This window comes from Pseudomonas sp. QLc11A, assembly GCF_052112305.1.
Lineage (GTDB): Bacteria > Pseudomonadota > Gammaproteobacteria > Pseudomonadales > Pseudomonadaceae > Aquipseudomonas > Aquipseudomonas laurylsulfatiphila.
Map to the genome: position 1 here is coordinate 184247 of NZ_JAVAJJ010000006.1, position 24889 is coordinate 209135.

At 60.8% G+C, this 24889-nt stretch carries 25 protein-coding genes; 12 read left to right on the forward strand and 13 right to left on the reverse strand.

The window, feature by feature from the left end:
• Positions 1-4 precede the first annotated feature (4 nt).
• Together glyS and glyQ are read right to left on the reverse strand one after the other, a co-directional pair.
• On the reverse strand, positions 5-2059 hold the full coding sequence (glyS, locus tag Q8X48_RS11555; RefSeq protein WP_407800719.1) for a glycine--tRNA ligase subunit beta: 2055 nt from the start codon (positions 2057-2059) through the stop codon (positions 5-7).
• The gene (gene glyQ, locus Q8X48_RS11560; RefSeq protein WP_003187265.1) at positions 2056-3009 is read right to left on the reverse strand and encodes a glycine--tRNA ligase subunit alpha; all 954 of its coding nucleotides are present in this window, start codon (positions 3007-3009) and stop codon (positions 2056-2058) included. The genes glyS and glyQ overlap by 4 nt, the downstream gene beginning before the upstream one ends.
• 81 nt (positions 3010-3090) lie before the next feature.
• On the opposite strand from glyQ, the gene Q8X48_RS11565 reads away from it, so the two are divergent.
• The 3 genes from Q8X48_RS11565 (at position 3091) to Q8X48_RS11575 (ending at position 4977) form a co-directional block, all read left to right on the forward strand.
• The gene (locus tag Q8X48_RS11565) at positions 3091-3648 is read left to right on the forward strand and encodes a DNA-3-methyladenine glycosylase I (protein WP_007985082.1); all 558 of its coding nucleotides are present in this window, start codon (positions 3091-3093) and stop codon (positions 3646-3648) included.
• 40 nt (positions 3649-3688) lie between these two features.
• On the forward strand, positions 3689-4576 hold the full coding sequence (locus Q8X48_RS11570) for a lysophospholipid acyltransferase (RefSeq protein WP_007969875.1): 888 nt from the start codon (positions 3689-3691) through the stop codon (positions 4574-4576).
• Positions 4577-4737: 161 nt separating this feature from the next.
• The gene (locus Q8X48_RS11575) at positions 4738-4977 is read left to right on the forward strand and encodes a PilZ domain-containing protein (RefSeq protein WP_217836763.1); all 240 of its coding nucleotides are present in this window, start codon (positions 4738-4740) and stop codon (positions 4975-4977) included.
• Here Q8X48_RS11575 and Q8X48_RS11580 read toward each other — a convergent pair.
• From Q8X48_RS11580 to def, 5 genes are all read right to left on the reverse strand, one after another.
• Positions 4968-5285 (reverse strand): tetratricopeptide repeat protein, encoded by a 318-nt coding sequence (locus Q8X48_RS11580; RefSeq protein WP_217836764.1) that lies wholly within the window; start codon positions 5283-5285, stop codon positions 4968-4970. The genes Q8X48_RS11575 and Q8X48_RS11580 overlap by 10 nt on opposite strands.
• 160 nt (positions 5286-5445) lie before the next feature.
• The gene (trkA, locus tag Q8X48_RS11585) at positions 5446-6822 is read right to left on the reverse strand and encodes a Trk system potassium transporter TrkA (RefSeq protein WP_046042728.1); all 1377 of its coding nucleotides are present in this window, start codon (positions 6820-6822) and stop codon (positions 5446-5448) included.
• Positions 6823-6844: 22 nt separating this feature from the next.
• Entirely contained in the window at positions 6845-8155 is a 1311-nt protein-coding gene (gene rsmB, locus Q8X48_RS11590; protein WP_407800718.1) for a 16S rRNA (cytosine(967)-C(5))-methyltransferase RsmB, read from the reverse strand.
• On the reverse strand, positions 8152-9111 hold the full coding sequence (fmt, locus tag Q8X48_RS11595; RefSeq protein WP_407800717.1) for a methionyl-tRNA formyltransferase: 960 nt from the start codon (positions 9109-9111) through the stop codon (positions 8152-8154). Before fmt ends, rsmB begins: the two co-directional genes overlap by 4 nt.
• Positions 9112-9168: 57 nt before the next feature.
• Complete coding sequence (gene def / locus Q8X48_RS11600) at positions 9169-9675, reverse strand: peptide deformylase (protein ID WP_007969867.1); 507 nt, start codon at positions 9673-9675, stop codon at positions 9169-9171.
• A 187-nt stretch (positions 9676-9862) separates the two neighbouring features.
• Between def and Q8X48_RS11605 the strand changes: the two genes are divergently transcribed.
• The 3 genes from Q8X48_RS11605 to Q8X48_RS11615 all read left to right on the forward strand — a co-directional run bounded on the left by Q8X48_RS11605 (position 9863) and on the right by Q8X48_RS11615 (position 12487).
• Positions 9863-10687, forward strand: a complete 825-nt coding sequence (locus Q8X48_RS11605; protein WP_407800716.1) for a peptidoglycan-binding protein — start codon at positions 9863-9865, stop codon at positions 10685-10687.
• A gap of 81 nt (positions 10688-10768) precedes the next feature.
• Positions 10769-11875 (forward strand): DNA-processing protein DprA, encoded by a 1107-nt coding sequence (gene dprA / locus Q8X48_RS11610; RefSeq protein ID WP_407800715.1) that lies wholly within the window; start codon positions 10769-10771, stop codon positions 11873-11875.
• A gap of 54 nt (positions 11876-11929) precedes the next feature.
• Positions 11930-12487 carry an L-threonylcarbamoyladenylate synthase gene (locus tag Q8X48_RS11615; RefSeq protein WP_126048420.1) on the forward strand — a complete coding sequence of 186 codons (558 nt, stop codon included), beginning with the start codon at positions 11930-11932 and terminating at the stop codon, positions 12485-12487.
• A 116-nt stretch (positions 12488-12603) separates the two neighbouring features.
• On the opposite strand, the gene Q8X48_RS11620 is transcribed toward Q8X48_RS11615, so the two are convergent.
• Complete coding sequence (locus tag Q8X48_RS11620; protein ID WP_126048422.1) at positions 12604-13581, reverse strand: NADPH:quinone reductase; 978 nt, start codon at positions 13579-13581, stop codon at positions 12604-12606.
• Positions 13582-13745: 164 nt separating this feature from the next.
• Here Q8X48_RS11620 and hemF point away from each other — a divergent pair, with 164 nt between their 5' ends.
• Both hemF and aroE read left to right on the forward strand, forming a co-directional pair.
• Entirely contained in the window at positions 13746-14660 is a 915-nt protein-coding gene (gene hemF, locus Q8X48_RS11625; protein ID WP_015092863.1) for an oxygen-dependent coproporphyrinogen oxidase, read from the forward strand.
• A gap of 13 nt (positions 14661-14673) precedes the next feature.
• The gene (aroE, locus tag Q8X48_RS11630; RefSeq protein ID WP_407800714.1) at positions 14674-15495 is read left to right on the forward strand and encodes a shikimate dehydrogenase; all 822 of its coding nucleotides are present in this window, start codon (positions 14674-14676) and stop codon (positions 15493-15495) included.
• 90 nt (positions 15496-15585) lie between these two features.
• On the opposite strand, the gene Q8X48_RS11635 is transcribed toward aroE, so the two are convergent.
• From Q8X48_RS11635 to betC, 3 genes are all read right to left on the reverse strand, one after another.
• Positions 15586-17154, reverse strand: a complete 1569-nt coding sequence (locus Q8X48_RS11635) for a SulP family inorganic anion transporter (RefSeq protein WP_407800713.1) — start codon at positions 17152-17154, stop codon at positions 15586-15588.
• A gap of 155 nt (positions 17155-17309) precedes the next feature.
• Positions 17310-18230 carry a choline ABC transporter substrate-binding protein gene (gene choX, locus Q8X48_RS11640; RefSeq protein ID WP_126048429.1) on the reverse strand — a complete coding sequence of 307 codons (921 nt, stop codon included), beginning with the start codon at positions 18228-18230 and terminating at the stop codon, positions 17310-17312.
• 15 nt (positions 18231-18245) lie between these two features.
• Positions 18246-19760 carry a choline-sulfatase gene (betC, locus tag Q8X48_RS11645; protein WP_407800712.1) on the reverse strand — a complete coding sequence of 505 codons (1515 nt, stop codon included), beginning with the start codon at positions 19758-19760 and terminating at the stop codon, positions 18246-18248.
• A 114-nt stretch (positions 19761-19874) separates the two neighbouring features.
• Here betC and Q8X48_RS11650 point away from each other — a divergent pair, with 114 nt between their 5' ends.
• Positions 19875-20825, forward strand: a complete 951-nt coding sequence (locus tag Q8X48_RS11650; protein ID WP_015092868.1) for a choline sulfate utilization transcriptional regulator — start codon at positions 19875-19877, stop codon at positions 20823-20825.
• Between the two features lie 47 nt (positions 20826-20872).
• Here the strand turns inward: Q8X48_RS11650 and Q8X48_RS11655 are convergent, their stop codons facing one another.
• A complete protein-coding gene (locus tag Q8X48_RS11655) occupies positions 20873-21538 on the reverse strand; it encodes an NAD(P)-dependent oxidoreductase (protein ID WP_126048435.1) in 666 nt (221 codons plus the stop codon).
• A gap of 83 nt (positions 21539-21621) precedes the next feature.
• On the opposite strand from Q8X48_RS11655, the gene Q8X48_RS11660 reads away from it, so the two are divergent.
• Positions 21622-21948 (forward strand): DOPA 4,5-dioxygenase family protein, encoded by a 327-nt coding sequence (locus Q8X48_RS11660; protein WP_015092870.1) that lies wholly within the window; start codon positions 21622-21624, stop codon positions 21946-21948.
• Here Q8X48_RS11660 and Q8X48_RS11665 read toward each other — a convergent pair whose 3' ends face one another.
• The gene (locus tag Q8X48_RS11665; protein WP_126048437.1) at positions 21949-22350 is read right to left on the reverse strand and encodes a GFA family protein; all 402 of its coding nucleotides are present in this window, start codon (positions 22348-22350) and stop codon (positions 21949-21951) included.
• Between the two features lie 320 nt (positions 22351-22670).
• Here Q8X48_RS11665 and Q8X48_RS11670 point away from each other — a divergent pair, with 320 nt between their 5' ends.
• Positions 22671-23978 (forward strand): CitMHS family transporter, encoded by a 1308-nt coding sequence (locus Q8X48_RS11670; RefSeq protein ID WP_015092872.1) that lies wholly within the window; start codon positions 22671-22673, stop codon positions 23976-23978.
• Between the two features lie 85 nt (positions 23979-24063).
• Positions 24064-24831, forward strand: coding sequence for a TerC family protein (locus tag Q8X48_RS11675; protein WP_015092873.1), 768 nt, complete (start codon positions 24064-24066; stop codon positions 24829-24831).
• Positions 24832-24889 lie beyond the last annotated feature (58 nt).

The following is a 24889-nucleotide window of genomic DNA, read 5'->3' on the forward strand; positions in this document are numbered from 1 at the left end:
AGTCTTACCCCAGCAACGAAATATCGGCGACGCCGAGGAACAACCCACGCAGACGCGCCAGCAATGCATAACGGTTGGCGCGGACTTTCGCGTCTTCCGCGTTGACCATCACGGCTTCGAAGAACGCATCCACCGGCTCGCGCAATGCAGCCAGGCGTGCCAGGGACTCGCTGTACTGACGCGAGGCGGCCATTGGCTGTACAGCCTGGTCAGCCTGCTGGATCGCCGAGTACAGGGAGAACTCATTGGCATTGTCGAAGTACTTGGCTTCCACGACGGTAGGCACCGAACCTTCGACCTTGCTCAGCAGGTTCGACACACGCTTGTTCACCGCGGCCAGGGCAGCGGCTTCCGGCAATTTGCGGAAGGCCTCTACCGCTTGCACGCGCTGGTCGAAGTCCAGGGCCGAGCCTGGCTTCAGGGCACGCACCGACAGGTAGGTGGCGACATCGACGCCTTCGTCTTCGTAACGGGCACGCAGACGGTCGAAGATGAACTCCAGCACCGAGTCATTGAGGCCGGCAGCCTTGACCTTGGTACCGAACGCCTCCACGGCGAAGGCCACGGCCTCGGTCAGGTCCAGGTCCAGTTGTTTCTCGATCAGGATGCGCAACACGCCAAGTGCCGCACGGCGCAGGGCATACGGGTCCTTGCTACCGGTTGGCAGCATGCCGATGCCGAAAATACCGACCAGCGTATCGAGCTTGTCGGCGATGGCCACGGCCGCACCGGTCAGGGTGGACGGCAGTTCAGCGCCGGCACCGCGCGGCATGTACTGCTCGTTCAGGGCCAGGGCGACATCTTCCGGCTCGCCATCGTTGAGGGCGTAGTAGTAACCGGCGACACCTTGCATCTCCGGGAACTCGCCGACCATTTCGGTCGACAGGTCGCACTTGGACAGCAGGCCGGCACGAGCGGCCCACGCGGCGTTGCCGCCGATGCGTTGAGCGATGAACGCAGCCAGTCTGGAAACACGCTCGGCCTTGTCGTAGACGCTGCCGAGCTTTTCCTGGAACACCACGTTCTGCAGGCGCAGGTTGAAGTCTTCGAGCTTCTGCTTCTTGTCTTGCTTGAAGAAGAACTCGGCGTCGGTCAGGCGTGGGCGAACCACTTTCTCGTTACCGGCGATGATCTGCTGCGGGTCTTTGCTTTCGATGTTGGCCACGGTGATGAAACGTGGCAGCAACTTGCCGTCGGCATCCAGCAGGCAGAAGTACTTCTGGTTGTCCTGCATGGTGGTGATCAGGGCTTCCTGCGGCACGTCGAGGAAACGCTCCTCGAACGAGCACACCAGCGGCACCGGCCACTCGACCAGCGCAGTCACTTCATCGAGCAGGGCCGGCGGAACGATTGCCGTGCCTTCCTGACGGGTGGCCAGCTCTTCGGTGCGCTTGCTGATGATCTCGCGACGCTCGTTGGCATCGGCCAGCACGTAGGCGGCACGCAGGTCGGCCAGGTAGCTGGACGGCGAACCGATACGCACGCTTTCCGGGTGATGGAAGCGGTGACCACGGGAATCGCGACCGGCTTTCTGGGCGAGGATGGTGCAGTCGATGACCTGGTCACCGAGCAGCATCACCAGCCATTGGGTCGGACGCACGAACTCTTCCTTGCGCGCACCCCAACGCATGCGTTTCGGGATCGGCAGGTCGTTCAGGGAATCTTCGACGATGGTCGGCAGCAGGCTCGCGGTCGGCTTGCCGGCGATGCTCTGGCTGTAGCGCAGTTTCGGGCCGCTCTGATCGATTTCGCTCAGCTCGACGCCGCACTTTTTGGCAAAACCCAGTGCTGCCTGGGTCGGGTTGCCTTCGGCATCGAATGCAGCCTGACGTGGCGGGCCATCGAGGTTGATGCTGCGATCCGGCTGCTGGGTGGCCAGCGAGGTGATCAGCACAGCCAGGCGGCGTGGCGCGGCATAAACGGTTTTGGTCTCGTAGTTCAGGCCGGCAGCTTGCAGGCCCTTGTCGATACCGGCAAGAAACGCCTCGGCCAGGGTGTTCAGGGCTTTGGGTGGCAGTTCTTCAGTGCCCAGTTCAACCAGAAAATCCAGAGCACTCATTGTGCAGCCTCCAGCTTGGCCAGTACTTCGTCACGCAGGTCCGGGGTCGCCATTGGGAAGCCCAGCTTGGCGCGAGCCAGCAGGTAGGCTTGCGCAACGGAACGCGCCAGGGTGCGTACACGCAGGATGTATTGCTGACGCGCGGTCACCGAGATTGCCCGGCGCGCATCCAGCAGGTTGAAGGTATGGGAAGCCTTCAACACCATTTCGTAGCTCGGCAACGGCAGCGGCTGGTCGAGCTCGATCAGGCGCTTGGCTTCGCTTTCGTAGAAATCGAACAGTTCGAACAGCTTGTCGACATTGGCGTGTTCGAAGTTGTAGGTCGATTGCTCCACTTCGTTCTGGTGGAACACGTCGCCGTAGGTCACTTTGCCGAACGGACCGTCAGCCCAGACCAGGTCGTAGACCGAGTCCACGCCTTGCAGGTACATGGCCAGACGCTCGAGGCCGTAGGTGATCTCGCCGGTCACCGGGTAGCACTCGATGCCGCCCGCTTGCTGGAAGTAAGTGAACTGCGTCACTTCCATGCCGTTGAGCCAGACTTCCCAGCCCAGACCCCAGGCGCCGAGGGTCGGCGATTCCCAGTTGTCTTCGACGAAGCGGATGTCGTGGACCAGCGGGTCCAGGCCGACGTGCTTAAGGGAGCCCAGGTACAGTTCCTGGAAGTTGTCCGGGTTCGGCTTCAGGACCACCTGGAACTGGTAGTAGTGCTGCAGACGGTTCGGGTTTTCGCCGTAGCGGCCGTCAGTCGGACGGCGGCTTGGCTGCACGTAGGCGGCGTTCCAGGTTTCCGGGCCAATGGCGCGCAGGAATGTAGCGGTGTGGAAAGTGCCGGCGCCTACTTCCATATCGTAGGGCTGAAGTACCACACAACCTTGCTCGGCCCAGTATTGCTGGAGGGCGAGGATCAAGTCTTGGAAGGTACGCACGGCTGGCGTAGGCTGGCTCACGAAATTCACCTGTTTCTTGGGCTGCGATTTAAAGAGCGGGAGTATACCCGATTCATTGCTGCGCACGCCCCCTGGAGCCTTATGCCACGCTGCTTTTGGTGTTCCGAAGATCCGCTGTACATGGCTTATCACGATCAGGAGTGGGGCACGCCGCTACGCGATGCGCAGGGATTGTTCGAGTTGCTTTTGCTCGAAGGGTTCCAGGCCGGGCTTTCCTGGATCACCGTGCTGCGCAAACGCGAGCATTATCGTCAGGTGATGTTTGGTTTTGATGTCCAGCGCGTGGCGCAGATGAGCGATGCCGAAATCGACGAACTGATGCTCGATCCGGGCATCATCCGCAACCGCCTCAAGCTCAACGCGGCCCGGCGCAATGCCCAGGCCTGGCTGGCGCTGGAGGACCCGGTGGCGTTTCTCTGGTCGTTCGTCGGTGGCACGCCTGTGATCAATCATTTCAAGGACCGCAGCGAAGTCCCGGCCGTGACGCCGACCGCCGTGGAAATGAGCAAAGGCCTGAAAAAAGCCGGTTTCACCTTCGTCGGGCCGACCATTTGCTACGCACTGATGCAGGCCTCGGGCATGGTCATGGATCACACTCGGGACTGCGACCGCTACGCGCAGTTGGCGAACGGCGGTTAGAATGGCCGCCTCGCGCACAGCACAAGATCAGGAGTGACCTGTGGATAAGTTGAAAGGCGCCTTGCTGGTAGGCGCTCTGCGGCTGTTTGCCCTGCTTCCGTGGCGGGCCGTGCAGGCCGTGGGCTCGGCGATTGGCTGGGTCATGTGGAAAACCCCGAACCGTTCCCGCGACGTGGTACGTATCAACCTGTCCAAGTGTTTTCCGGACATGGACCCCGCCGCGCGTGAACGTTTAGTCGGACAGAGCCTTAAGGACATCGGCAAGTCCCTGACTGAAAGCGCCTGCGCCTGGATCTGGCCGGCCCAGCGCTCCATCGACCTGGTGCGCGAGGTCGAAGGCCTCGACATTTTGAAGGACGCCCTCGCCTCCGGCAAAGGCGTGGTTGGCATCACCAGCCATCTGGGCAATTGGGAAGTGCTCAATCACTTCTATTGCAGCCAGTGCAAACCGATCATTTTCTACCGCCCGCCAAAATTGAAGGCGGTGGACGAATTGCTGCAAAAGCAACGGGTGCAACTGGGTAACAAGGTCGCTGCTTCCACCAAGGAAGGGATCCTCAGCGTCATCAAGGAAGTGCGCAAAGGTGGTGCAGTGGGCATTCCCGCCGACCCGGAACCGGCCGAATCCGCCGGGATCTTCGTGCCGTTCTTCGCCACCCAGGCACTGACCAGCAAATTCGTACCCAACATGCTCGCTGGCGGCAAAGCGGTCGGCGTGTTCCTGCATGCGCTGCGCCTGCCCGACGGTTCAGGCTACAAAGTGATCCTCGAAGCCGCGCCAGAGGCCATGTACAGCACCGATACGGCGGAGTCCTGTGCGGCCATGAGTAAAGTGGTCGAGCGTTATGTCGGGGCCTACCCGAGCCAGTACATGTGGAGCATGAAGCGCTTCAAGAAGCGGCCACCGGGTGAAGAGCGCTGGTACTGACTTACTTGGCACACTCTGTGGATAACCTTGTAGGAGCGAGCTTGCTCGCGATGGACGTTAACGATGATGCGGGCTGCCTGGCTGAATGCGGCGCCCTTGCATCCATCGCGAGCAAGCTCGCTCCTACACGTATCCACCACCCGTTCTCAAGGGCGCAGAAGATGTCCGAACATCGTAAGTCATTCCGCATCAAGATCAGTCACGAAAACATCGGCGAATGCCTGGGCCAGACGCGCAACCTGTCGACCACCGGGGTTTACGTCAAGCATCCGAAACTGTCGGCGTTGCCTCAGGGCGCGGTGGTCTACGGGCAGGTGCAAGACTTACCCACAGGCGCACCGCGAGTACGCATGGAAGTGGTGTTGGTGGATGCCGAAGGGATTGGCTTGCGCTATCTCTGAACGGAGCGATCCAGCTTTTTCAGAAACACCGTCATTTCCTTTTCTGCCTGCTTGTCGCCATGGTTGCGAGCGGCTTCCAGGCCTTGTTCCCAGGCCTGCCGCGCGGCCGCAGAGTCCGCCAGCGCCAGATGGGCCTTGCCCAGCAGTTTCCACGCAGCCGAATACTTCGGATCGAATTCGACGCAGCGTTGAAAATGCTCCGCCGCCTTGGCGTTTTCCCCCAGATCCAGATATCCCTTGCCCAGGCCGAAGCGCAGCAAAGCGTTATCCACACCCTTGGCGAGCATTTTTTCCAGGGATTCGATCATCTTTTGTGCCTTGGCTTATGTGGTGGTTGTGAGATTGCCTTCGCGGGCAAGCCCGCTCCCACAGTAATTGAAGTGAACATACATCTTGTGTATGACCGAAACTCCTGTGGGAGCGGGCTTGCCCGCGAAGAGGTCAGTCTGATCACCGAAAAATCCTGGATCAGAAAAAGCTCAGCCCCACATGAAACAACTTCTCCACATCGCGAATATGTTTTTTATCCACAAGGAACAGAATTACATGGTCGCCTGCTTCGATCACGGTGTCATCGTGGGCGATGATCACTTCTTCGTCGCGGATAATCGCACCGATGGTGGTGCCCGGCGGCAGGCCGATGTTCTCGATGGCCTTGCCGATCACCTTGCTTGATTTCGCATCGCCATGGGCAATCGCCTCGATGGCTTCCGCCGCGCCACGGCGCAGCGAGTGCACGCTGACGATGTCGCCCCGGCGCACGTGGGCCAGCAAGGTGCCGATGGTCGCCAGTTGCGGGCTGATGGCGATGTCGATGTCGCCGCCCTGGATCAGATCGACATAGGCCGGGTTGTTGATGATGGTCATCACCTTCTTCGCACCGAGGCGCTTGGCCAGCAGCGACGACATGATATTGGCTTCGTCGTCGTTGGTCAGGGCCAGGAAAAGGTCGGCGTCGGCAATGTTCTCTTCCATCAGCAGGTCGCGGTCCGAAGCACTGCCCTGCAATACCACGGTGCTGTCGAGGTGGTCCGAGAGGTGACGGCAGCGTGCCGGATTCATCTCGATGATCTTTACCTGATAACGGCTTTCGATGGCCTCGGCCAGACGCTCCCCGATCTGCCCGCCACCGGCGATGACAATGCGCTTGTAGGTTTCGTCGAGACGGCGCATTTCGCTCATCACCGCGCGAATGTTCGCTTTGGCGGCGATGAAAAACACCTCGTCGTCGGCCTCGATCACGGTATCGCCCTGGGGCAGGATCGGCCGGTCGCGACGGAAAATGGCGGCCACGCGGGTTTCGACGTTCGGCATGTGTTCACGCAACTGTCGCAGTTGCTGGCCCACCAGCGGCCCGCCGTAATAGGCGCGAACCGCGACCAGTTGCGCCTTGCCTTCGGCGAAGTCGATCACTTGCAAGGCGCCCGGATGCTGGATCAGACGCTTGATGTAGTTGGTGACCACTTGTTCCGGGCTGATCAGCACGTCCACCGGAATCGCTTCGTTCTGGAACAGCTGCTCTTCGCGGGTCAGGTACGCGGCCTCACGAACCCGGGCGATCTTGGTCGGGGTGTGGAACAGGGTATGGGCGACCTGGCAGGCGACCATGTTGGTTTCGTCGCTGTTGGTCACGGCGACCAGCATGTCGGCGTCGTCGGCGCCGGCCTGGCGCAGCACGGTCGGAAACGAACCGCGGCCCTGCACCGTGCGGATGTCCAGACGGTCGCCGAGGTCGCGCAGGCGTTCGCCATCGGTGTCGACCACGGTGATGTCGTTGGCTTCGCTGGCCAGGTGTTCCGCCAGCGAACCGCCGACCTGCCCTGCACCGAGGATGATGATTTTCATCCAGTCACTCCATTGAATCCGTTTAACCGCGCGCGGCGGCGATCTTGATCAGCTTGGCGTAGTAGAACCCGTCGTGGCCGCCTTCCTGGGCGAGCAACTGGCGACCATGGGGCTGCTTGATGCCGGCCGCCGTGGCGAGGTCCAGTTCACGGGCGCCCGGCGTGCGGGCGAGGAACGCTTCGATGACTTCGGTGTTCTCGGTCGGCAGCGTCGAGCAGGTGGCGTAAAGCAGAATGCCGCCGACTTCCAGGGTGGTCCACATGGCGTCGAGCAGCTCGCCTTGCAGCAGCGCCAGCGCGGCGATGTCGTCGGGCTGGCGGGTCAGCTTGATGTCCGGATGACGACGGATCACGCCCGTCGCCGAGCATGGCGCGTCCAGCAGGATGCGCTGGAACGGCTTGCCGTCCCACCACGCCTGAGTGTCGCGGCCGTCGGCGGCAATCAGTTCGGCGCTCAGTTTCAGGCGTTCGAGGTTTTCCCGCACCCGCACCAGACGCTTGGCTTCCAGGTCTACCGCCACCACCCCGGCCAGTTTTGGCTCGGCTTCGAGAATATGGCAGGTCTTGCCGCCGGGTGCGCAGCAGGCATCCAGTACCCGTTGGCCCGGTGCCAGATCGAGCAGATCAGCGGCCAGTTGCGCCGCTTCGTCCTGCACGCTGATCCAGCCCTCGGCGAAACCCGGCAGGCTGCGCACGTCGGCGGCGGCTTCGAGCACGATACCGTCACGGCTGTAGACACAAGGTGTGGCGGCGATACCGGCGTCGGTCAGCAAACCGAGGTAGGCATCCCGGCTGTGATGGCGACGGTTGACCCGCAGGATCATTGGCGGATGCGCGTTGTTGGCGGCGCAGATGGCTTCCCATTGCTCTGGCCAGAACGCCTTCAGGGATTTCTGCAGCCAACGCGGGTGGGCAGTGCGCACCACCGGATCGCGTTCCAGTTCGGCGAAAATCGTTTCGCTTTCGCGCTGAGCGTTACGCAGCACCGCATTGAGCAAGGCCTTGGCCCATGGCTTTTTCAACTTGTCGGCGCAACCGACCGTCTCGCCAATCGCGGCATGGGCCGGGACGCGGGTGTAGAGCAACTGATAGAGGCCGACCAGCAGCAGCGCCTCAACATCGGCATCGGCAGCCTTGAACGGCTTTTGCAGCAACTTGGCCGCCAGCGCCGACAAACGTGGCTGCCAGCGCGCGGTGCCGAACGCCAGGTCCTGGGTGAACCCGCGATCACGGTCCTCGACCTTGTCCAACTGCGTTGGCAGCGAACTGTTGAGCGAGGCTTTCCCGTTCAGGACAGCGGCAAGTGCCTTGGCGGCGGCCAGACGCGGATTCATTGAGCGTCCGCCGCTTGACCGAGGACAGTGCCAGTGGCGAATTTCTCACGGCGGCTGTTGAACAGGTCGCTGAAGTTCAGCGCCTTGCCGCCGGGCAATTGCAGACGGGTCAGGCACAACGCCTGCTCGCCGCACGCGACGATCAGGCCGTCCTTACTGGCGCTGAGGATTTCACCGGGTGCACCTTTGCCTTCGGCCAGGTTCGCGGCCAGCACTTTCAGGGCTTCGCCATTCAAGGTGCTGTGGGTGATCGGCCACGGGTTGAAGGCACGCACCAGACGCTCCAGCTCAACCGCCGGACGAGTCCAGTCGATGCGTGCTTCGTCCTTGTTCAATTTGTGCGCGTAGGTGGCCAGGCTGTCGTCTTGCACTTCGCCTTCCAGCGTACCCGCGGCGAGGCCGGCAATCGCCTGAACCACGGCCGGTGGACCCATTTCGGCCAGACGGTCGTGAAGGCTGCCGCCAGTGTCTTCGGCGATGATCGGCGTGATGACTTTAAGCAGCATCGGCCCGGTGTCGAGGCCGGCTTCCATGCGCATCACGGTCACGCCGCTTTCGGCATCACCTGCTTGCACGGCACGCTGGATCGGCGCCGCACCGCGCCAGCGCGGTAACAGCGAGGCGTGGCTGTTGATGCAACCCAGGCGCGGAATATCCAGCACCACTTGCGGCAGGATCAGGCCGTAGGCGACCACCACCATCAAGTCCGGTTTCAGCGCGGCCAGTTCGGCTTGCGCGTCTTCGTTGCGCAGGGTTGGCGGCTGCAGCACCGGGATGTTGTTCTCCAGCGCAAGCTGCTTGACCGGGCTCGGCATCAGTTTTTGCCCGCGACCGGCCGGACGATCCGGTTGGGTGTAGACCGCGACGATCTCGTAAGGGCTGCTCAGCAGGGCCTTGAGGTGTTCGGCGGCGAATTCCGGGGTGCCGGCAAAGACAATGCGCAGTGGCTCAGTCATGGGTGACGTCTCTTGAAAAGAAAAAGGCTTGCCGCAGCAAGCCTTTGAAGATGGGCATCAGGCGTTCTGGCGATGAAGCTTTTCCAGTTTCTTCTTGATGCGGTCGCGTTTGAGCGTGGACAGGTAATCGACGAACAATTTGCCATTGAGGTGGTCGCATTCGTGCTGGATGCACACCGCGAGCAAATCTTCGGCGATCAGTTCGTATGGCTTGCCGTCGCGGTCCAGCGCCTTGACCTTGACCCGTTGCGGGCGATCGACGTTTTCGTAGAAGCCCGGCACCGACAGGCAGCCTTCCTGGTACTGGCCCATGTCGTCGGTCAGCGGTTCGAGCTCGGGGTTGATGAACACTCGAGGCTCGGTGCGGTCTTCGGAGAGGTCCATCACGACGATACGTTTGTGCACGTTGACCTGGGTAGCGGCGAGGCCGATGCCAGGCGCTTCATACATTGTTTCAAACATGTCGTCGACCAACTGACGCACTTCGTCGTCCACTACGGCCACTGGCTTGGCGATAGTGCGCAGACGCGGATCAGGGAATTCGAGGATGTTTAAAATGGCCATAAGCTTGATCAGTGCACGTGTGAAGTAAGGTCGGGTCGATGGCCTGGCGGGTCCGAAGAAATGCAGGCTACCGTTGTAAAACGTAGCTCCCTTCTGTTGACAAGCAAGTTTTGACAAGCATGCCGGGAGCGAGCCACTGACGGCTCTGGCGTTTCACGCGAATGCACATAATAAAGGGATTCACCGCATGAGGAAATCACTACTCGCCCTGCTGCTCCTGGCTTCGGCAGGTTGGGCGTACGGGCAGGTGCAACTTCGGGAAGATATTCCCACCATAAAGCTGTCGCCTCAGGTTCGCAGCAGCCCGGTGACCGAGGTTATCCCCGGCATTGCGCTGAAATCGATCAACAGCTTTCTGCTGAGCAACCGCATCGTCGACAAGGCCGAGGATTTCACCAAGGCGCCTTACATCGTCGCTGGTGATTCCGAACGGGTACTCAGCGGCGCGGGTGACCGCATCTTTGCCCGCGGCCATTTCGATCCGGCGCAACCGGCGTACGGTATCTTCCGCCAAGGCAAGGTCTACACCGATCCGCAGAGCAAGGAAATCCTGGGGATCAACGCCGACGACATCGGCGGCGGCGATGTCGTGGCCATCGAAGGTGACGTCGCCACTCTGGAGTTGCAACGCACGACCCAGGAGGTCCGCCTCGGCGATCGTTTGTTCAGCGGTGAAGAGCAGGCGATCAACTCGACCTTCACGCTCAGGGCACCGAGCCATGAAATCAACGGGTTGATCATCGATGTTCCGCGCGGGGTCACGCAGATCGGCGAGTTGGACGTGGTTACCCTGAACAAGGGGCAGCGCGACGGTCTGGCCGAAGGCAATCTGCTGGCAGTGATGAAAACCGGCGAAACAGTGCGGGACCGGATCACTGGTCAGCCGTTGAAAATTCCTGATGAGCGCGCCGGTCTGCTGATGGTTTTCCGTACCTACGACAAGCTCAGTTATGGGCTGGTGCTCAGCGCTTCGCGCTCGCTGTCGGTGATGGACAAGGTACGAAATCCGTAAGAGTGCTTCACAAGTTACCAACAGAGTTATCCACAGCTTATTCCCGTTTGTACGGGTGCTCATAACGATCAAGGATGATCCATGTCGCTGCCTGCCGTTACACCGGTTTCCCCCGCGGAACTGGAAGCTCGTTTACGCCTGCACCGTTTGCCGGAACTCGGCCAGGCGCGCTTCAAGAAATTGCTCGAAGCCTTCGGCTCGGCATCCAAAGCCCTCAGTGCACCGGCCAGTGCCTGGCGCGCGCTGGGTTTGCCACTGGCCTGTTCCGAGGCCAGGCGTAGCGCTGAGATCCGTGACGGCGCCAGTCATGCATTGGCCTGGCTGGAGCATCCGGCCCAGCATTTGCTGATGTGGGACCAACCGGACTACCCGGCGCTGCTGGCACAAATCAGCGATGCACCACCGCTGTTATTTGTCGCCGGCGATCCCGGCATTCTGGAAAAACCACAACTGGCGATGGTTGGCAGCCGTCGCGCTTCCCGGCCGGGGATGGACACCGCTGCCGCGTTTTCCCGAAGCCTGGCGGGTGCCGGTTTTGTCATTACCAGCGGCCTGGCCCTGGGCATTGACGCCGCCGCACATCAGGCCGCATTGGACGTTGGCGGGCAAACGGTCGGTGTGCTCGGCACGGGGCTCGAGAAGTTTTATCCACAGCGAAATAGACGCCTGGCGGACGCCATGATCGCCTCGGGCAGCGCGGTACTTTCGGAGTTTCCGCTGGATGCAGGCCCCAGCGCCGGCAACTTCCCTCGGCGCAACCGGATCATCAGCGGTTTGTCCCTCGGGGTGCTGGTGGTCGAAGCCAGTGTCGCCAGTGGGTCACTGATTACCGCGAGGCTGGCAGCGGAACAGGGGCGCGAGGTGTTTGCGATGCCCGGGTCGATCCATCATCCCGGTGCCCGCGGCTGCCATCAGTTGATTCGCGACGGTGCGGTGCTGGTGGAAACCATCGAACATATCCTCGAAGCCTTGCGCGGCTGGCAACGACTACCGTTATCCACAGAATCCTTCACCCCTGAAACGACTCACCCCCTGTTGAAGTTGCTGCATGCCGCACCTCTGACCAGTGAAGCGTTGGCCGACGCAAGCGGCTGGGCCTTGCCGAAAGTGCTGGCGGCGTTGACGGAACTTGAGATGGACGGTCGCGCTATTTGCGAAAGCGGGCGCTGGTTTGCACGGGTGAGCTAGGTTTTATAAACAAGATCGGTAAACTGCGCAGAGCCTTATTCTGGAGAGTTTTTCATGGTCAACAGTTGGCGTGTGCAACAAGCCGCGCAAGCAATTCGCGCCGGGGCGGTGATTGCCTACCCAACCGAAGCAGTCTGGGGCCTGGGTTGCGACCCGTGGGACGAGGAAGCGGTGGAGCGTCTGCTGCTGATCAAGGGGCGGTCTGAGGATAAAGGGCTGATCCTGGTCGCCGACAACATCCGTCAGTTCGATTTCCTCTTCGATGACTTCCCCGAATTGTGGATGGACCGCATGGCCAGTACCTGGCCGGGACCGAACACCTGGCTGGTGCCGCACCAGAACCTGCTGCCGCAGTGGATTACCGGCGTGCATGAAACTGTGGCGCTGCGGGTCAGTGATCACCCACTGGTGCGGGACTTGTGCGCGCTGGTCGGGCCGCTGGTATCGACGTCGGCCAACCCGCAGGGGCGCCCGGCGGCACGTACGCGGATTCGCGTCGAGCAGTACTTCCGTGGGCAGCTCGATCTGGTACTGGGTGGCAATCTGGGTGGGCGCAAGAACCCGAGCGTGATTCGCGATCTGGCGACCGGCAAGGTTGTGCGTCCGGATTGAGACCGGGTTAACCTCATTCGCGAGCAAGCCCGCTCCCACACTGGATCTGTGTCGTTCACAAATTCAGTGTGGGAGCGGGCTTGCTCGCGAAGGGGCCCTACCAGTCAACTACCCATTCAGGGCAACAGAACAACCGAACCCGTTGTACGCCGTGCCGACAACTCGGTCTGCGCCTTCGCCGCGTCAGCCAGTGGAAAACGCTGACTGATGTCCACGGTCAGCTTGCCGCTGATGATCATCTCGAACAACTCGTCGGCCATGCGTTGCAGGTTCTCGGCGTTGTTCGCATAAGTGCCCAGGGTTGGCCGGGTTACGTACAGCGAGCCTTTACCCGCCAGGATCCCCAGGTTCACGCCATCGACCGCGCCGGACGCATTGCCGAAGCTCACCACCAGGCCACGCGGTGCGGCGCTGTCGAGAGACGTCAGCCAGGTGTCCTTGCCAACGCCGTCGTACACCACCGGGACTTTTTTGCCGTCGGTCAATTCCAGCACGCGCTGGGCGACGTTTTCATGGCTGTAGTCGATGGTCGCCCAAGCGCCGTTGGCCTTGGCCAGTGCGGCTTTCTCAGCCGAGCTGACCGTACCGATCAGCTTCACGTCCAAGGCCCTTGCCCATTGGCAGGCCAGTGAGCCTACCCCGCCGGCTGCGGCGTGGAACAGGATGGTTTCGCCACCCTTGAGTTCATAAGTCTGACGCAGCAGGTACTGCACGGTCAGGCCCTTGAGCATCACGCCAGCGGCCTGTTCGAAGCTGATGGCGTCCGGCAGTTTCACCAGATTGGCCTCGGGCAACACATGAACTTCGCTATAGGCGCCCAGATGGCCGCTGCCATAGGCCACGCGATCGCCGATCTTGAAGCGGGACACGTCGCTGCCGACCGCCTCGACCACGCCTGCACCCTCTGAGCCGAGGCCCGATGGCAGGGATGGCGGCGGGTACAGGCCGCTACGGTAATAGGTGTCGATGAAGTTCAGGCCGATGGCCTTGTTGGTCACGCGCACTTCCTTCGGACCTGGCTCGGCGGGTTGGTAATCCACATACTCGAGCATTTCGGGGCCGCCATGGGCGCGGAACTGGATACGCTTTGCCATCGGAACTCTCCATAGGTCGTTTTACCAAGCGCCCTATCGGACTCCTAAGCTTGATCTTCGTCAACTGCGACGGGTGGACTTGCGATGGTATGCTACGGGCCCATTTGCGCTGACCCCCGCTCCAATGGAGCGCCGCGTTGTTTTGCCCGATTCAAGGTGATGACATGACGACCCGCACCGAGGCCGTAAAAGCCTACCTGCTCGACCTGCAAGACCGTATCTGCGCCGCCCTGGAGGCCGAAGACGGTGGCACGCAATTCGTTGAAGACGCCTGGACCAGGCCGGCCGGCGGTGGCGGTCGCACCCGCGTGATTGAAAACGGCACGGTGATTGAAAAGGGTGGCGTGAACTTTTCCCACGTCTTCGGCAGCGGTCTCCCACCCTCAGCCAGCGCCCACCGGCCGGAACTGGCGGGTCGTGGTTTTGAAGCCTTGGGCGTGTCGCTGGTGATTCACCCGCACAACCCCCATGTGCCGACTTCCCACGCCAACGTGCGCTTTTTCATCGCTGAAAAAGAAGGTGAAGAACCGGTCTGGTGGTTTGGCGGCGGCTTCGACCTGACCCCGTATTACGGTAACGAAGAAGACTGCATCCACTGGCATCGCATCGCCGAGCAGGCCTGTGCGCCGTTCGGCCCGGACGTCTACCCGCGTTACAAGGCCTGGTGCGACAGCTACTTCCACATCAAGCATCGTCACGAGCCGCGTGGCATCGGTGGGTTGTTTTTTGACGACCTGAACGAGTGGGATTTCGACACCAGTTTCGCCTTCATGCGTGCCATCGGTGACGCCTACATCGATGCTTACCTGCCGATCGTGCAGCGTCGCAAGAACGACGCGTTCACGGCTAAACAGCGCGAGTTCCAGGAGTTCCGCCGTGGCCGCTACGTTGAATTCAATCTGGTCTACGACCGCGGCACGTTGTTCGGCCTGCAATCGGGCGGGCGTACCGAGTCGATCTTGATGTCGCTGCCACCGCAAGTGCGCTGGGGCTACGACTGGAAGGCCGAGCCTGGCAGCGAAGAAGCGCGCCTGACCGAATACTTCCTGCAGGACCGCGATTGGTTGGCCGAAGCTTGAACGAGGAATCCTGATGGACCGTTATGTCGTATTCGGTAACCCGATTGGCCACAGCAAATCACCGTTGATCCACCGTCTGTTCGCCGAGCAGACCGCGCAAAAGCTGGACTACAACACGCTGCTGGCGCCGCTGGACGACTTTTCCACCTGTGCCCGGACGTTTTTCCTTGAAGGACGCGGCGCCAATGTGACGGTGCCATTCAAGGAAGAAGCCTACCGGCTGGCGAACAGCCTGACGGCGCGGGCGCAGCGCGCCGGTGCGGTCAATACCTTGAGCAAACTGGCCGATGGCAGTCTGTTGGGCGACAACACCGACGGTGCCGGGCTGGTGCGGGACCTGACGGTCAACGCCGGATTCAACCTCAAGGGCAAACGTATCCTGCTGCTCGGCGCTGGTGGCGCGGTGCGCGGTGCTTTGGAGCCGTTGCTGGCCGAAGAACCCGCCTCGGTGATCATCGCCAACCGCACGGTGGACAAGGCCGAGCTGCTGGCGGAGCTGTTCTGCGATCTGGGGCCGGTCTCGGCCAGTGGCTACGACTGGTTGCAGGAGTCGGTGGACCTGATCATCAACGCGACCTCCGCGAGCCTCACGGGCGATGTGCCGCCGATTGCACCGAGCCTGATCGAACCAGGCAAAACGGTGTGCTACGACATGATGTACGGCAAGGAGCCGACCTCGTTCTGCCGCTGGGCCAGCGAACACGGGGCGGCGGTGGTGATGGATGGCTTGGGGATGTTGGCCGAGCAGGCCGCGGAAGCGTTTTTCCTGTGGCGCGGCGTGCGACCGGATACAACGCCGGTGCTGGCTGAGTTGCGTCGGCAGTTGGCCCTTTAAAAGCTTCGCGAGCAGGCTCGCTCCCACAGGGGGTCACCAAGAACCTGTGGGAGCGAGCCTGCTCGCGAATGGCGCGACACCGATTTCGGCTCAATCCTCAAACTGAATCGGGCACTTTTCCGCGCCCTCAAGCTTCCTCAGCTCTTCCACCACCTGCGGCCGGGCCCGGCGCAAGGTCAGGCTGCGGTCCTGGCGCAGCAATCGTCGCGCCTCCTGGTGCAGCATTTCCACCCCTGAGTAGTCGATGAAGTTGATCTGCTGCGCCTCGATCACCACGCGCGCACCGTGCATGCGTTGCAGGCGTACTTGCAGGTAGTGGCTGGCACCGAAAAAGATCGAACCGCCAACCCGCAGAATGTCCTCATCGCCATCACGTACATGCTGCACCCGTGGCTGCGATGTGCGTTTGAGATAGAAAAAAAGCGAGGCCAATACGCCGGCGTAGATCGCCGTCTGCAATTCCAGCAGCAGCGTAGCGACGCAGGTCAGCGCCATGACCACGAACTCGGCGCGGCTGACCCGCAATAACGCGCGAATGCCGCGATGGTCCACCAGGCCCCAGGCGATCAACAGAATGCTGCCGGCCATGGCCGGTATCGGGATATGCGCAATCAGGCTCGCGCCGAAGATCGCGAACAGCGCAACCCACAATGCCGAAAAGATCCCGGCCAGTGGCGAACAGGCGCCCGCTTCATAGCTCAGGCCTGAGCGAGTGAAAGAGCCGGCCGACAGCGATCCGGAAAAAAACGCGCCGACCATGTTCGACAAGCCCTGGGCGCGAACTTCCTGGTTGGCGTCGAGTAGTTGCTGCGAACGTGCCGAGATCGAGCGGGCAATCGACAGGCTGGTGACCAGCCCGAGCATGCCAACCGCCACGGCGCTGGGCAGCAGGCGCAGGATCAGATCGAGATCCAGCGGCAACGGACTGAAAGGCGGCAGCTTGCCGGTGAAGGCGCTGACCAGTTGCACATGGCCGAACATCGACGGCCAAAGCCAGACCAGCAGTCCGCCAAGGATCAGGGTGATCAGTAGCGTCGGCCAGCGTGGCAACCACAGTTTGAGGAGCACGCCCACCACCACCGTTGCCAGCCCCAGCGCCAGCGAAGCTTTGTCCATTTCGCCGAGATGGCGCAATAACGTGATGAAACTGTCCAGCGCGGTGGCTTGGCTGGGCAAGTCCAGTCCCAGCAGGTTAGGCAATTGACCGATGGCAATCACCACGGCAGCACCAAGGGTGAAGCCGAGTACCACCGAGTGCGAGACGAAATTCACCAGCGCGCCAAATCGCAGCAAACCCAGCAGCCATTGAAAGATGCCTGCCAGGAAGGTGAGCAACAGGATAACGGTGACGTAGTCCTGCGTCGCCGGAACGGCCAGAGGACTGACGCTGGCGTACAGGACAATCGAGATGGCCGCTGTAGGACCGCAGATCAAATGCCACGACGAACCCCAGAGGCAGGCGATCAGCACCGGGATGATTGCGGCATAGAGGCCGTATTCCGGAGGGAGGCCGGCAATCAGCGCGTAGGCAATGGATTGTGGCAACGCGAGAATTGCGCCGCTGAGGCCGACGACCAGGTCGCGCCCGACACTGGCGCGGGTTTGCTTGGGCAACCAACTGAGGAAGGGAAAGAGTGAATGGCGGCTTGGCAGGGCCATGGGGCCTCTCGGTGAATAAACGGCGCAATTATGTCAGGGTGGTGGGTCAGAACCAGTTGTGCAAGGGCGACCATCGAATCGCGGGCAAGCCCGCTCCCACAAGGATCTCCGAAAACCTGTGGGAGCGGGCTTGCCCGCGATGGCGTCCTTGAACGTTACAACTTGGCTTTGACCGCCGGCAGCGCGTCCTTGCCATCCACGGTCTTCACTCCATCAAGCCACTTGTCCAGCACCGCAGGGTTGGCCTTGATCCACGCCCTGGCTGCGTCGGCGTTGCTGACCTTGTTGTTCACCACCTCGGCCATGATGCTGTTTTCCATATCCTGGGTGAAACTCAGGTTGGTCAGCAGTTTGCCAACGTTCGGGCAGGCCTGTGCATAACCTTTGCGGGTCAGCGTGTGCACGCTGCCGGTGTCACCGAAGTACTTCTCGCCACCCTTGAGGTAATGCATTTTCAGTTGCACGTTCATCGGGTGCGGGGTCCAGCCGAGGAAGGTCACGAATTTCTGCTTTTTCACCGCGCGGGACACTTCCGCCAGCATGGCTTGCTCGCTGGACTCCACCAGTTTCCACTGGCCCATGTCGAAATCGTTTTTCTTGATGATCTCTTGCAGCGAGATGTTCGCCGGTGCACCGGAGCCGATGCCGTAGATCTTGCGGTCGAACTTGTCGGCGTATTTGTTCAGGTCGGCAAAGTTACGCACACCTGCATTCCATACGTAATCCGGAACAGCGAGGGTGAACTCGGTGCCGTCGAGGTTCTTCGCCAGTTGCGTGACATCGCCGTTGGCGACGAACTTGTCGTAAAAACCCTGCTGCGCTGGCATCCAGTTACCCAGGAACACATCGACCTGGCCATCCTTGAGCCCGCCAAAAGTGATTGGCACTGCGAGGGTGTCGATCTTGGCCTTGTAGCCCATGCCGTCCAGCAGGAACCCGGTGATGGCATTGGTCGCGGCGATGTCGCTCCAACCCGGGTCGGCCATCTTCACGGTCTCGCAACTCTGATCGGCAAACGCCGATGCACTGCCCAGAGCCAGGAGCCCGACCGTCAGTACTGTGGATAACCTTTGCATGGACTTCCCCTTACATTATTGGTTTTGGCAGGGTTGTGGATAACGTGCTTTACGTTCCAGATCGTCGAGGTCGATGTGGTTGCGCATGTATTGCTGACTGGCGTCCACCAGCGGCTGGTGATCCCAGCTCTTCAGCTTGCCGAGGGTCAGCGCCTGGGCCACGAAACGCCGGCGCCGCTGGCTGGCGAGCACCTGCTGGTGGATTGCCGGAATATTCCATTTCGCCCGCGCCTCAGCGAGAAAATCGTCGAACAGCTGGCGATGTTGCGGCGAATGGCTGAGTTCTTCCAGTTCGCGAGGGTCATTGTGTACGTCGAAGAGCAGGCAAGGGTCATCTTCGCTGTAGATGAATTTATAGGCACCGCGGCGGATCATCATCAGCGGGCTGATGGTGCCTTCGGCCATGTATTCACCGAACACTTCATCGTGGCCACCCTGCCCTTGCAGGTGCGGCACCAGCGAACGGCCGTCCAGCGGCAGGCCCGGTTCCAGCGAGCCGCCGGCCAGTTCGACGAATGTCGGTAACAGGTCCGCCGTGGAAACACTGGCGCTGACCCGGCCGGCACCGAACTGTCCCGGTGCGCTGATCAGTAGTGGCACCCGTGCGGCCATTTCATACCAGTGCATTTTGTACCAGAGGCCGCGCTCGCCGAGCATGTCGCCGTGGTCGCCGGAAAACACGATGATGGTGTCGTCGATCAATCCGGTATCTTCCAAGGTTTGCAGGAGTTTGCCGACGTTGCTGTCGATATAGCTGCACGCGCCGAAATAGGCGCGGCGGGCATCGCGAATCTTGTCCACAGGCAGTGGCTTGTCCCACAGGTCATAGACCTTGAGCAAACGCTGCGAGTGCGGATCGAGATCATGCGGGTCCGGGGTTGCAGGCAGCGGGATATCGGCATCGTCGTACAAATCCCAGAAAGCCTTGGGAATCGTGTACGGATCGTGTGGGTGAGTCATGGAAACGGTCAGGCAGAACGGCTGGTCGCCATCCTCGCGGATATGGTCGAACAGGTACTGCTGGGCCTTGAATACCACCTCTTCGTCAAAATCCAGCTGGTTGGTGCGCACGCACGGGCCGGCTTGCAGCACCGAGGACATGTTGTGGTACCAGGTCGGACGCACGTCCGGCTCATCCCAGTTCACTGCCCAGCCGTAGTCGGCCGGGTAGATGTCACTGGTCAGGCGCTCTTCGTAGCCGTGCAACTGGTCCGGCCCGCAGAAATGCATCTTGCCCGACAGGGCGGTGCGGTAGCCGAGGCGGCGTAAATAATGGGCATAAGTTGGTACGTCGGCGGGGAAATCGGCAGCGTTGTCGTAGGCGCCGATCTTGCTCGGCAACTGGCCGCTGACCAGGGTGAAACGCGACGGCGCACACAGGGGGCTGTTGCAATAAGCCGAGTCGAACACCACGCCTTGTGCGGCGAGGCGGCTGAGATTGGGCAGCTTGATGGGCGATGGACCGTAGAACGGCAACATTGGCGCGGCCATTTGATCGGCCATGATGAAAAGAATGTTCTTGCGCTTCATGTGATCGCGGCATTCCATAGTGGATGTTTATGCGAGAGTGCTGGCTTCGAGAATGAAACCCAAGCTCTTTGCGGTAAAGCCCATGCACGGCAATGACTAGGATAAGCACAGCTTATGTATGACGCCCTTGGTGACCTGTCACTGGATCTGCTTCGTGCCTTCGAAGCGGCAGCCCGTCAGCGCAGCTTCACCGCGGCGGCGGTTGAACTCGGCACCACGCAGCCGGCCATCAGTCAGCAGATCAAGCGCCTTGAAGAACAACTGGCGACCCGATTGTTCGATCGCATTTATCGCGGTATCGAGCTGACCGAAGCCGGGCTGATACTTTTTCAGCAGGTTCAGCTCGGATTGCAGAATATCGACGCGGGATTGAGCGCAATCAGTGCCCAGCAACAGCATGAAGTGCTGCAGGTGGCCACGGATTTTGCCTTCGCCGCCTATTGGTTGATGCCGCGTCTGCACCGTTTTCACGCGGCCAATCCGCAGGTGGATGTCAGCCTGGTCACCAGTGAACGCAGCCATAACATGCTACGTACCGATATCGACGTGGCGGTACTGTTCGGCGATGGCCGCTTCAAGCAGGGTGAAAGCCATTGGCTGTTCAGTGAGGAAGTGTTTCCGGTGTGCAGCCCGCAGTTGCTCAGTGAGCGTTCCCTGCCTTTGCCCCCCCAGGCCTTGCTCGAGTTTCCATTGCTGCATCTGCGCGGGGAAAACAGCAGTAACTGGTTCGACTGGAGCGGCGTATTCCGCGAATTGGGCATCACCTCGCCCCCGGCGCCCGGGCAACTGCGTTTCGACAATTACACCTTGCTGATTCAGGCGGCGATTGGTGGTCAGGGCGTGGCCATCGGCTGGCGCCACCTTGTGGATAACTTGCTGGCGCAAGGGTTGTTGTGTCGGCCGATCGGCGAAACGGTGATGTCCCGGCTGGGCTATTACGTGGTTTTGCCCCAGCGTAAACGGCGTGGGGTGTTGATCCAGCAGTTTGTGGATTGGTTGATGGCTGAACAGGCGGGCAGCGCGGAGTCGTTAACGGGGTTGGCGTTTCCTTCGATTGCGGTTTGAGCGTTAAAAGATCGCAGCCTGCCTGCGGCAGCTCAGGAGCAGCCAATTCAAGGTTCCGAGGTCGCGATGAAACTGACGTGCTCGCGGATGTGCAGTTTCAGGTGCAATTCATCGGCAATGCCCACGGCGGTGCGAGCCAATCGCCCGAGCGGTTCGGCCAGCCCCGGCTCGAGGTTGCCACCGGGTTTGGCGAAATGTTCGATGGTCAGCCCTGGTACCCCGCGCGGCTCGTTGACCAGCGTCCACTGCAAAGGACTGCTTTGCAGTGCCTCGCGGATTTCCTCTGCTGCGTGACGTTGCAGGCTGTCCTCGAGTTCCGGCTCGTCCAGCACCGCGAAATCTCCCACCAGAAACAGCCGGGCAACGCCTGCTCCTTGCAGGCCTTCAATCAAGGCGTCGACTGCCAGCACTTGCTCGACCGGACCCGGTACGATGGTTTTTTCCACGTGTTCGCTGTTGAACGGTAAGCCTGGAGCGTCCAGCAAGCAGATGACCACGGAGCTGCCGGCCACACTCTGCTTGACCCGTTGCGCGTCGAACAGGTCGCCAGTCTTGGTGCGTAGCCCCGGACGGGGTGCCAGCGCATTGAGGTCATCGAGAATCGCGATCACTTCATGCTGGCGCCGAAGCATTTCAGCCATCAGCGCACTGCCCAGGCTACTCATGGCACCATAAAGCACCACTTTCACAACGGGGGTTTCGGCATTTTTCATGGCTGAACCCTTTTTCCAGCGTCTATATGACGTGTGACCCGCAGGAAAGGGTGAGGGTTCGAACAGCTTTCAGAGGGATTGCAATGCAGCAGATCACGGGCTATCACGCCCATGTTTACTTCGATGCCGACTCGATCGGACAGGCGCGGGCCCTGTGTGAGCAGGCGGCGCAATTGTTTCCAGTGAAAATGGGCCGTGTGCACGAGCGCCCGGTCGGTCCGCACCCGGACTGGAGCTGCCAGTTGGCGTTCGAGCCGCAGGTGCTGGGCGACGTGCTGCCGTGGCTGGCGCTCAACCGCAAGGGCCTGGTGGTGTTTTTACACCCGGACACCGGCGACGATCTGCGTGACCACACCGAGCATGCGATCTGGATGGGCGCGATTCGACCGCTGGACCTGTCTATTTTTTGATCAGAGTGTTTCTTCAGCCTCGCCGGGCAAGTGTTCGTCCAGATGCAGCCACGGCAAGCGGCTGTCGGTCCAGATGTGCCGCTGCGCCGGTGCCTGCTCGGGGTGGTCGAGGGTGGCGATGGTCAGGTCGATGCTGTCCGGGCTCAGGTGCGTTACCACCGCCAGTTGCGCCCCGCAGTGACCGCAGAAATAACGCGCGCAGGTGGATGAAGAGTCGTACCGCGACGGCGTCCCGGCCAGCCATTGAAAGGCGGATGCCGGCACGGTGATCCAGGTGGTCACGATGCCGCCGCTGACCCGTCGGCAAATAGAACAATGACAGTGGACGATATCGTGCAGTGGCCCGCTGAATTGATAGCGCAGCTGCCCGCAGTGGCAACCTCCGGTGTGAACTTCGCCCATGTTTCGACCTCCCGCCCTGTGTTCAGGGACCAGAAATCCAATCCGACGATCGGTTGCACATCCGGTCTTTGCTTTCATTGGCGAAAGCTGGCTGAAAGCTTCCCCGATTAGGATCGCCGCCACTACCGGCAAAAGACCGGTGGCCAATGCGAGTGTTCGATTGCTCGAAAGGCCCATTTAACAACAACAATGGTGATTCTGATGCCCTCTCCTACCCGCCACTTCGCTGTGCCTCCGTCCGTACATCTCGTGCTTCCCGTTCTGCGCTGATCCCGCCCGATCCGCCCATTCCCTAGCCGCGCTACGCCTGGAGTACTCCCATGCTGACTTTCCTTGGCTTCGCCATGGTCATCACGTTCATGTTCCTGATCATGACCAAGCGCCTGTCCGCGCTGATCGCCCTGATCCTCATTCCAATCATCTTCGCCCTGTTCGGTGGCTTCGGTCCCAAAATCGGCCCGATGATGCTCGAAGGCATCACCAAGCTCGCGCCGACCGGCGTGATGCTGATGTTCGCTATCTTGTATTTCGCCCTGATGATCGACTCCGGCCTGTTCGACCCGGCCGTGCGCAAGATCCTCAAAATGGTCAAGGGCGACCCGCTGAAAGTTTCGGTCGGCACCGCTGTACTGGCGCTCGTCGTTTCCCTCGATGGTGACGGCGCGACCACTTACATGATCTGTGTGGCCGCCATGCTGCCGCTCTACAGCCGTATCGGCATGAGCCCGCGGATCATGGCCGGCCTGATCATCCTCGCCGGTGGCGTGATGAACATGACCCCATGGGGCGGTCCGACCGCCCGTGCCGCCAGCGCACTGCACGTGGACCCGTCGGCTATTTTCGTACCGATGATCCCGGCGATGCTGGCCGGTGTGGTGGCGATCCTGGCCATCGCTTACTTCTACGGCAAACGTGAACGTGCGCGCCTGGGTGAACTGCACCTGGTGGGCGATGAAGTCGACCACAGCGAAATCAGTGTTTCGCAGTTCCCGGATGCCCGTCGTCCGAAGCTGATCTGGTTCAACGGTGCCCTGACGCTAGGCCTGATGTGCACCCTGATCGCCGGCCTGCTGCCGTTGCCGGTGTTGTTCATGGTGGCGTTCAGTATCGCCATGATCGTCAACTATCCTTGCCTGCAACAGCAGAAGGATCGCGTTGCGGCTCACGCCGGTAGCGTACTGGCCGTGGTCGGGCTGATCTTTGCGGCCGGCATCTTCACAGGTATCCTGACGGGCACCGGCATGGTCGATGCCATGTCGAAAAGTCTGTTGTCGGTGATTCCGGATTTCCTCGGCCCGTACCTGGCAGTGATCACGGCGCTGGTAAGCATGCCGTTCACCTTCTTCATGTCGAACGATGCATTTTATTACGGCGTGTTACCAGTACTTGCCGAAGCCGCCAGTCACTACGGTATAACCGCGGTGGAAATGGCACGTGCCTCGATCGTCGGTCAGCCCGTCCACCTGTTGAGCCCGCTGGTTCCATCGACCTATCTGTTGGTGGCCCTGGCCGGTATCGATTTCGGTGACCACCAGCGCTTCACCCTGAAGTGGGCAGTGCTGGTTTGTATCTGCATACTGATTGCTGCACTGCTGTTGGGGACTTTCCCGATGTTCAGCACCCTATAAGCCCAAGACTCACCACTTCGGGTCCAGGCTTCGCTGTTTGAAGCCCGGGCCCTTTGTGGTTTAACAATCGCTCAAAGGAATACACATGGAATGGCTGACCAACCCTGAAATCTGGGTTGCCTTCTTAACCCTGACCGCCCTGGAAATCGTCCTGGGCATCGATAACATCATCATGATTTCGATCCTGGTCAGCCGCATGCCCAAACACATGCAGGCGCGTACCCGGATTTTCGGTCTGGCGCTGGCCATGATCACGCGAATTCTGCTCCTGTTGTCGATCACCTGGGTCATGCGCCTCACCGACGACCTGTTCGTCATGTTCGGCCAGGGCATCTCCGGACGTGACCTGATCCTGTTCTTCGGTGGTCTGTTCCTGCTGTGGAAGAGCTCGCAAGAGATGTACCACGCCCTGGAAGGTGAAGACGAAACCAACGAAGAGCCTTCGGGCAAGGGCGGCAACTTCCTCTACACCATCATCCAGATCGCGATCATCGACATCGTGTTCTCCCTGGACTCGGTCATCACCGCGGTCGGCATGGTCTCCCACGTACCGGTCATGGTCGCGGCGATCATCGTGGCGGTGTTGGTGATGATGTGGGCTTCCGGCACCATCAGCGAGTTCATCGACAAGCACCCGTCGCTGAAGATGCTGGCGCTGTCGTTCCTGTTGATCGTCGGCACCGTGCTGATTGCCGAATCCCTGGACGTGCACGTGCCAAAAGGCTACGTCTACTTCGCCATGGCGTTCTCGCTGGCGGTGGAAGCGATCAACATCAAGATGCGCACTGCCATCGCGAAAAAGAAGAAACAGCAGGATCCGGTAAAACTGCGCAAGGACATTCCGGGCCAGTAACCCTGTAGCGCTAAATACGCAAAACCTGTGGGAGCGAGCTTGCTCGCGATGGCGGTCC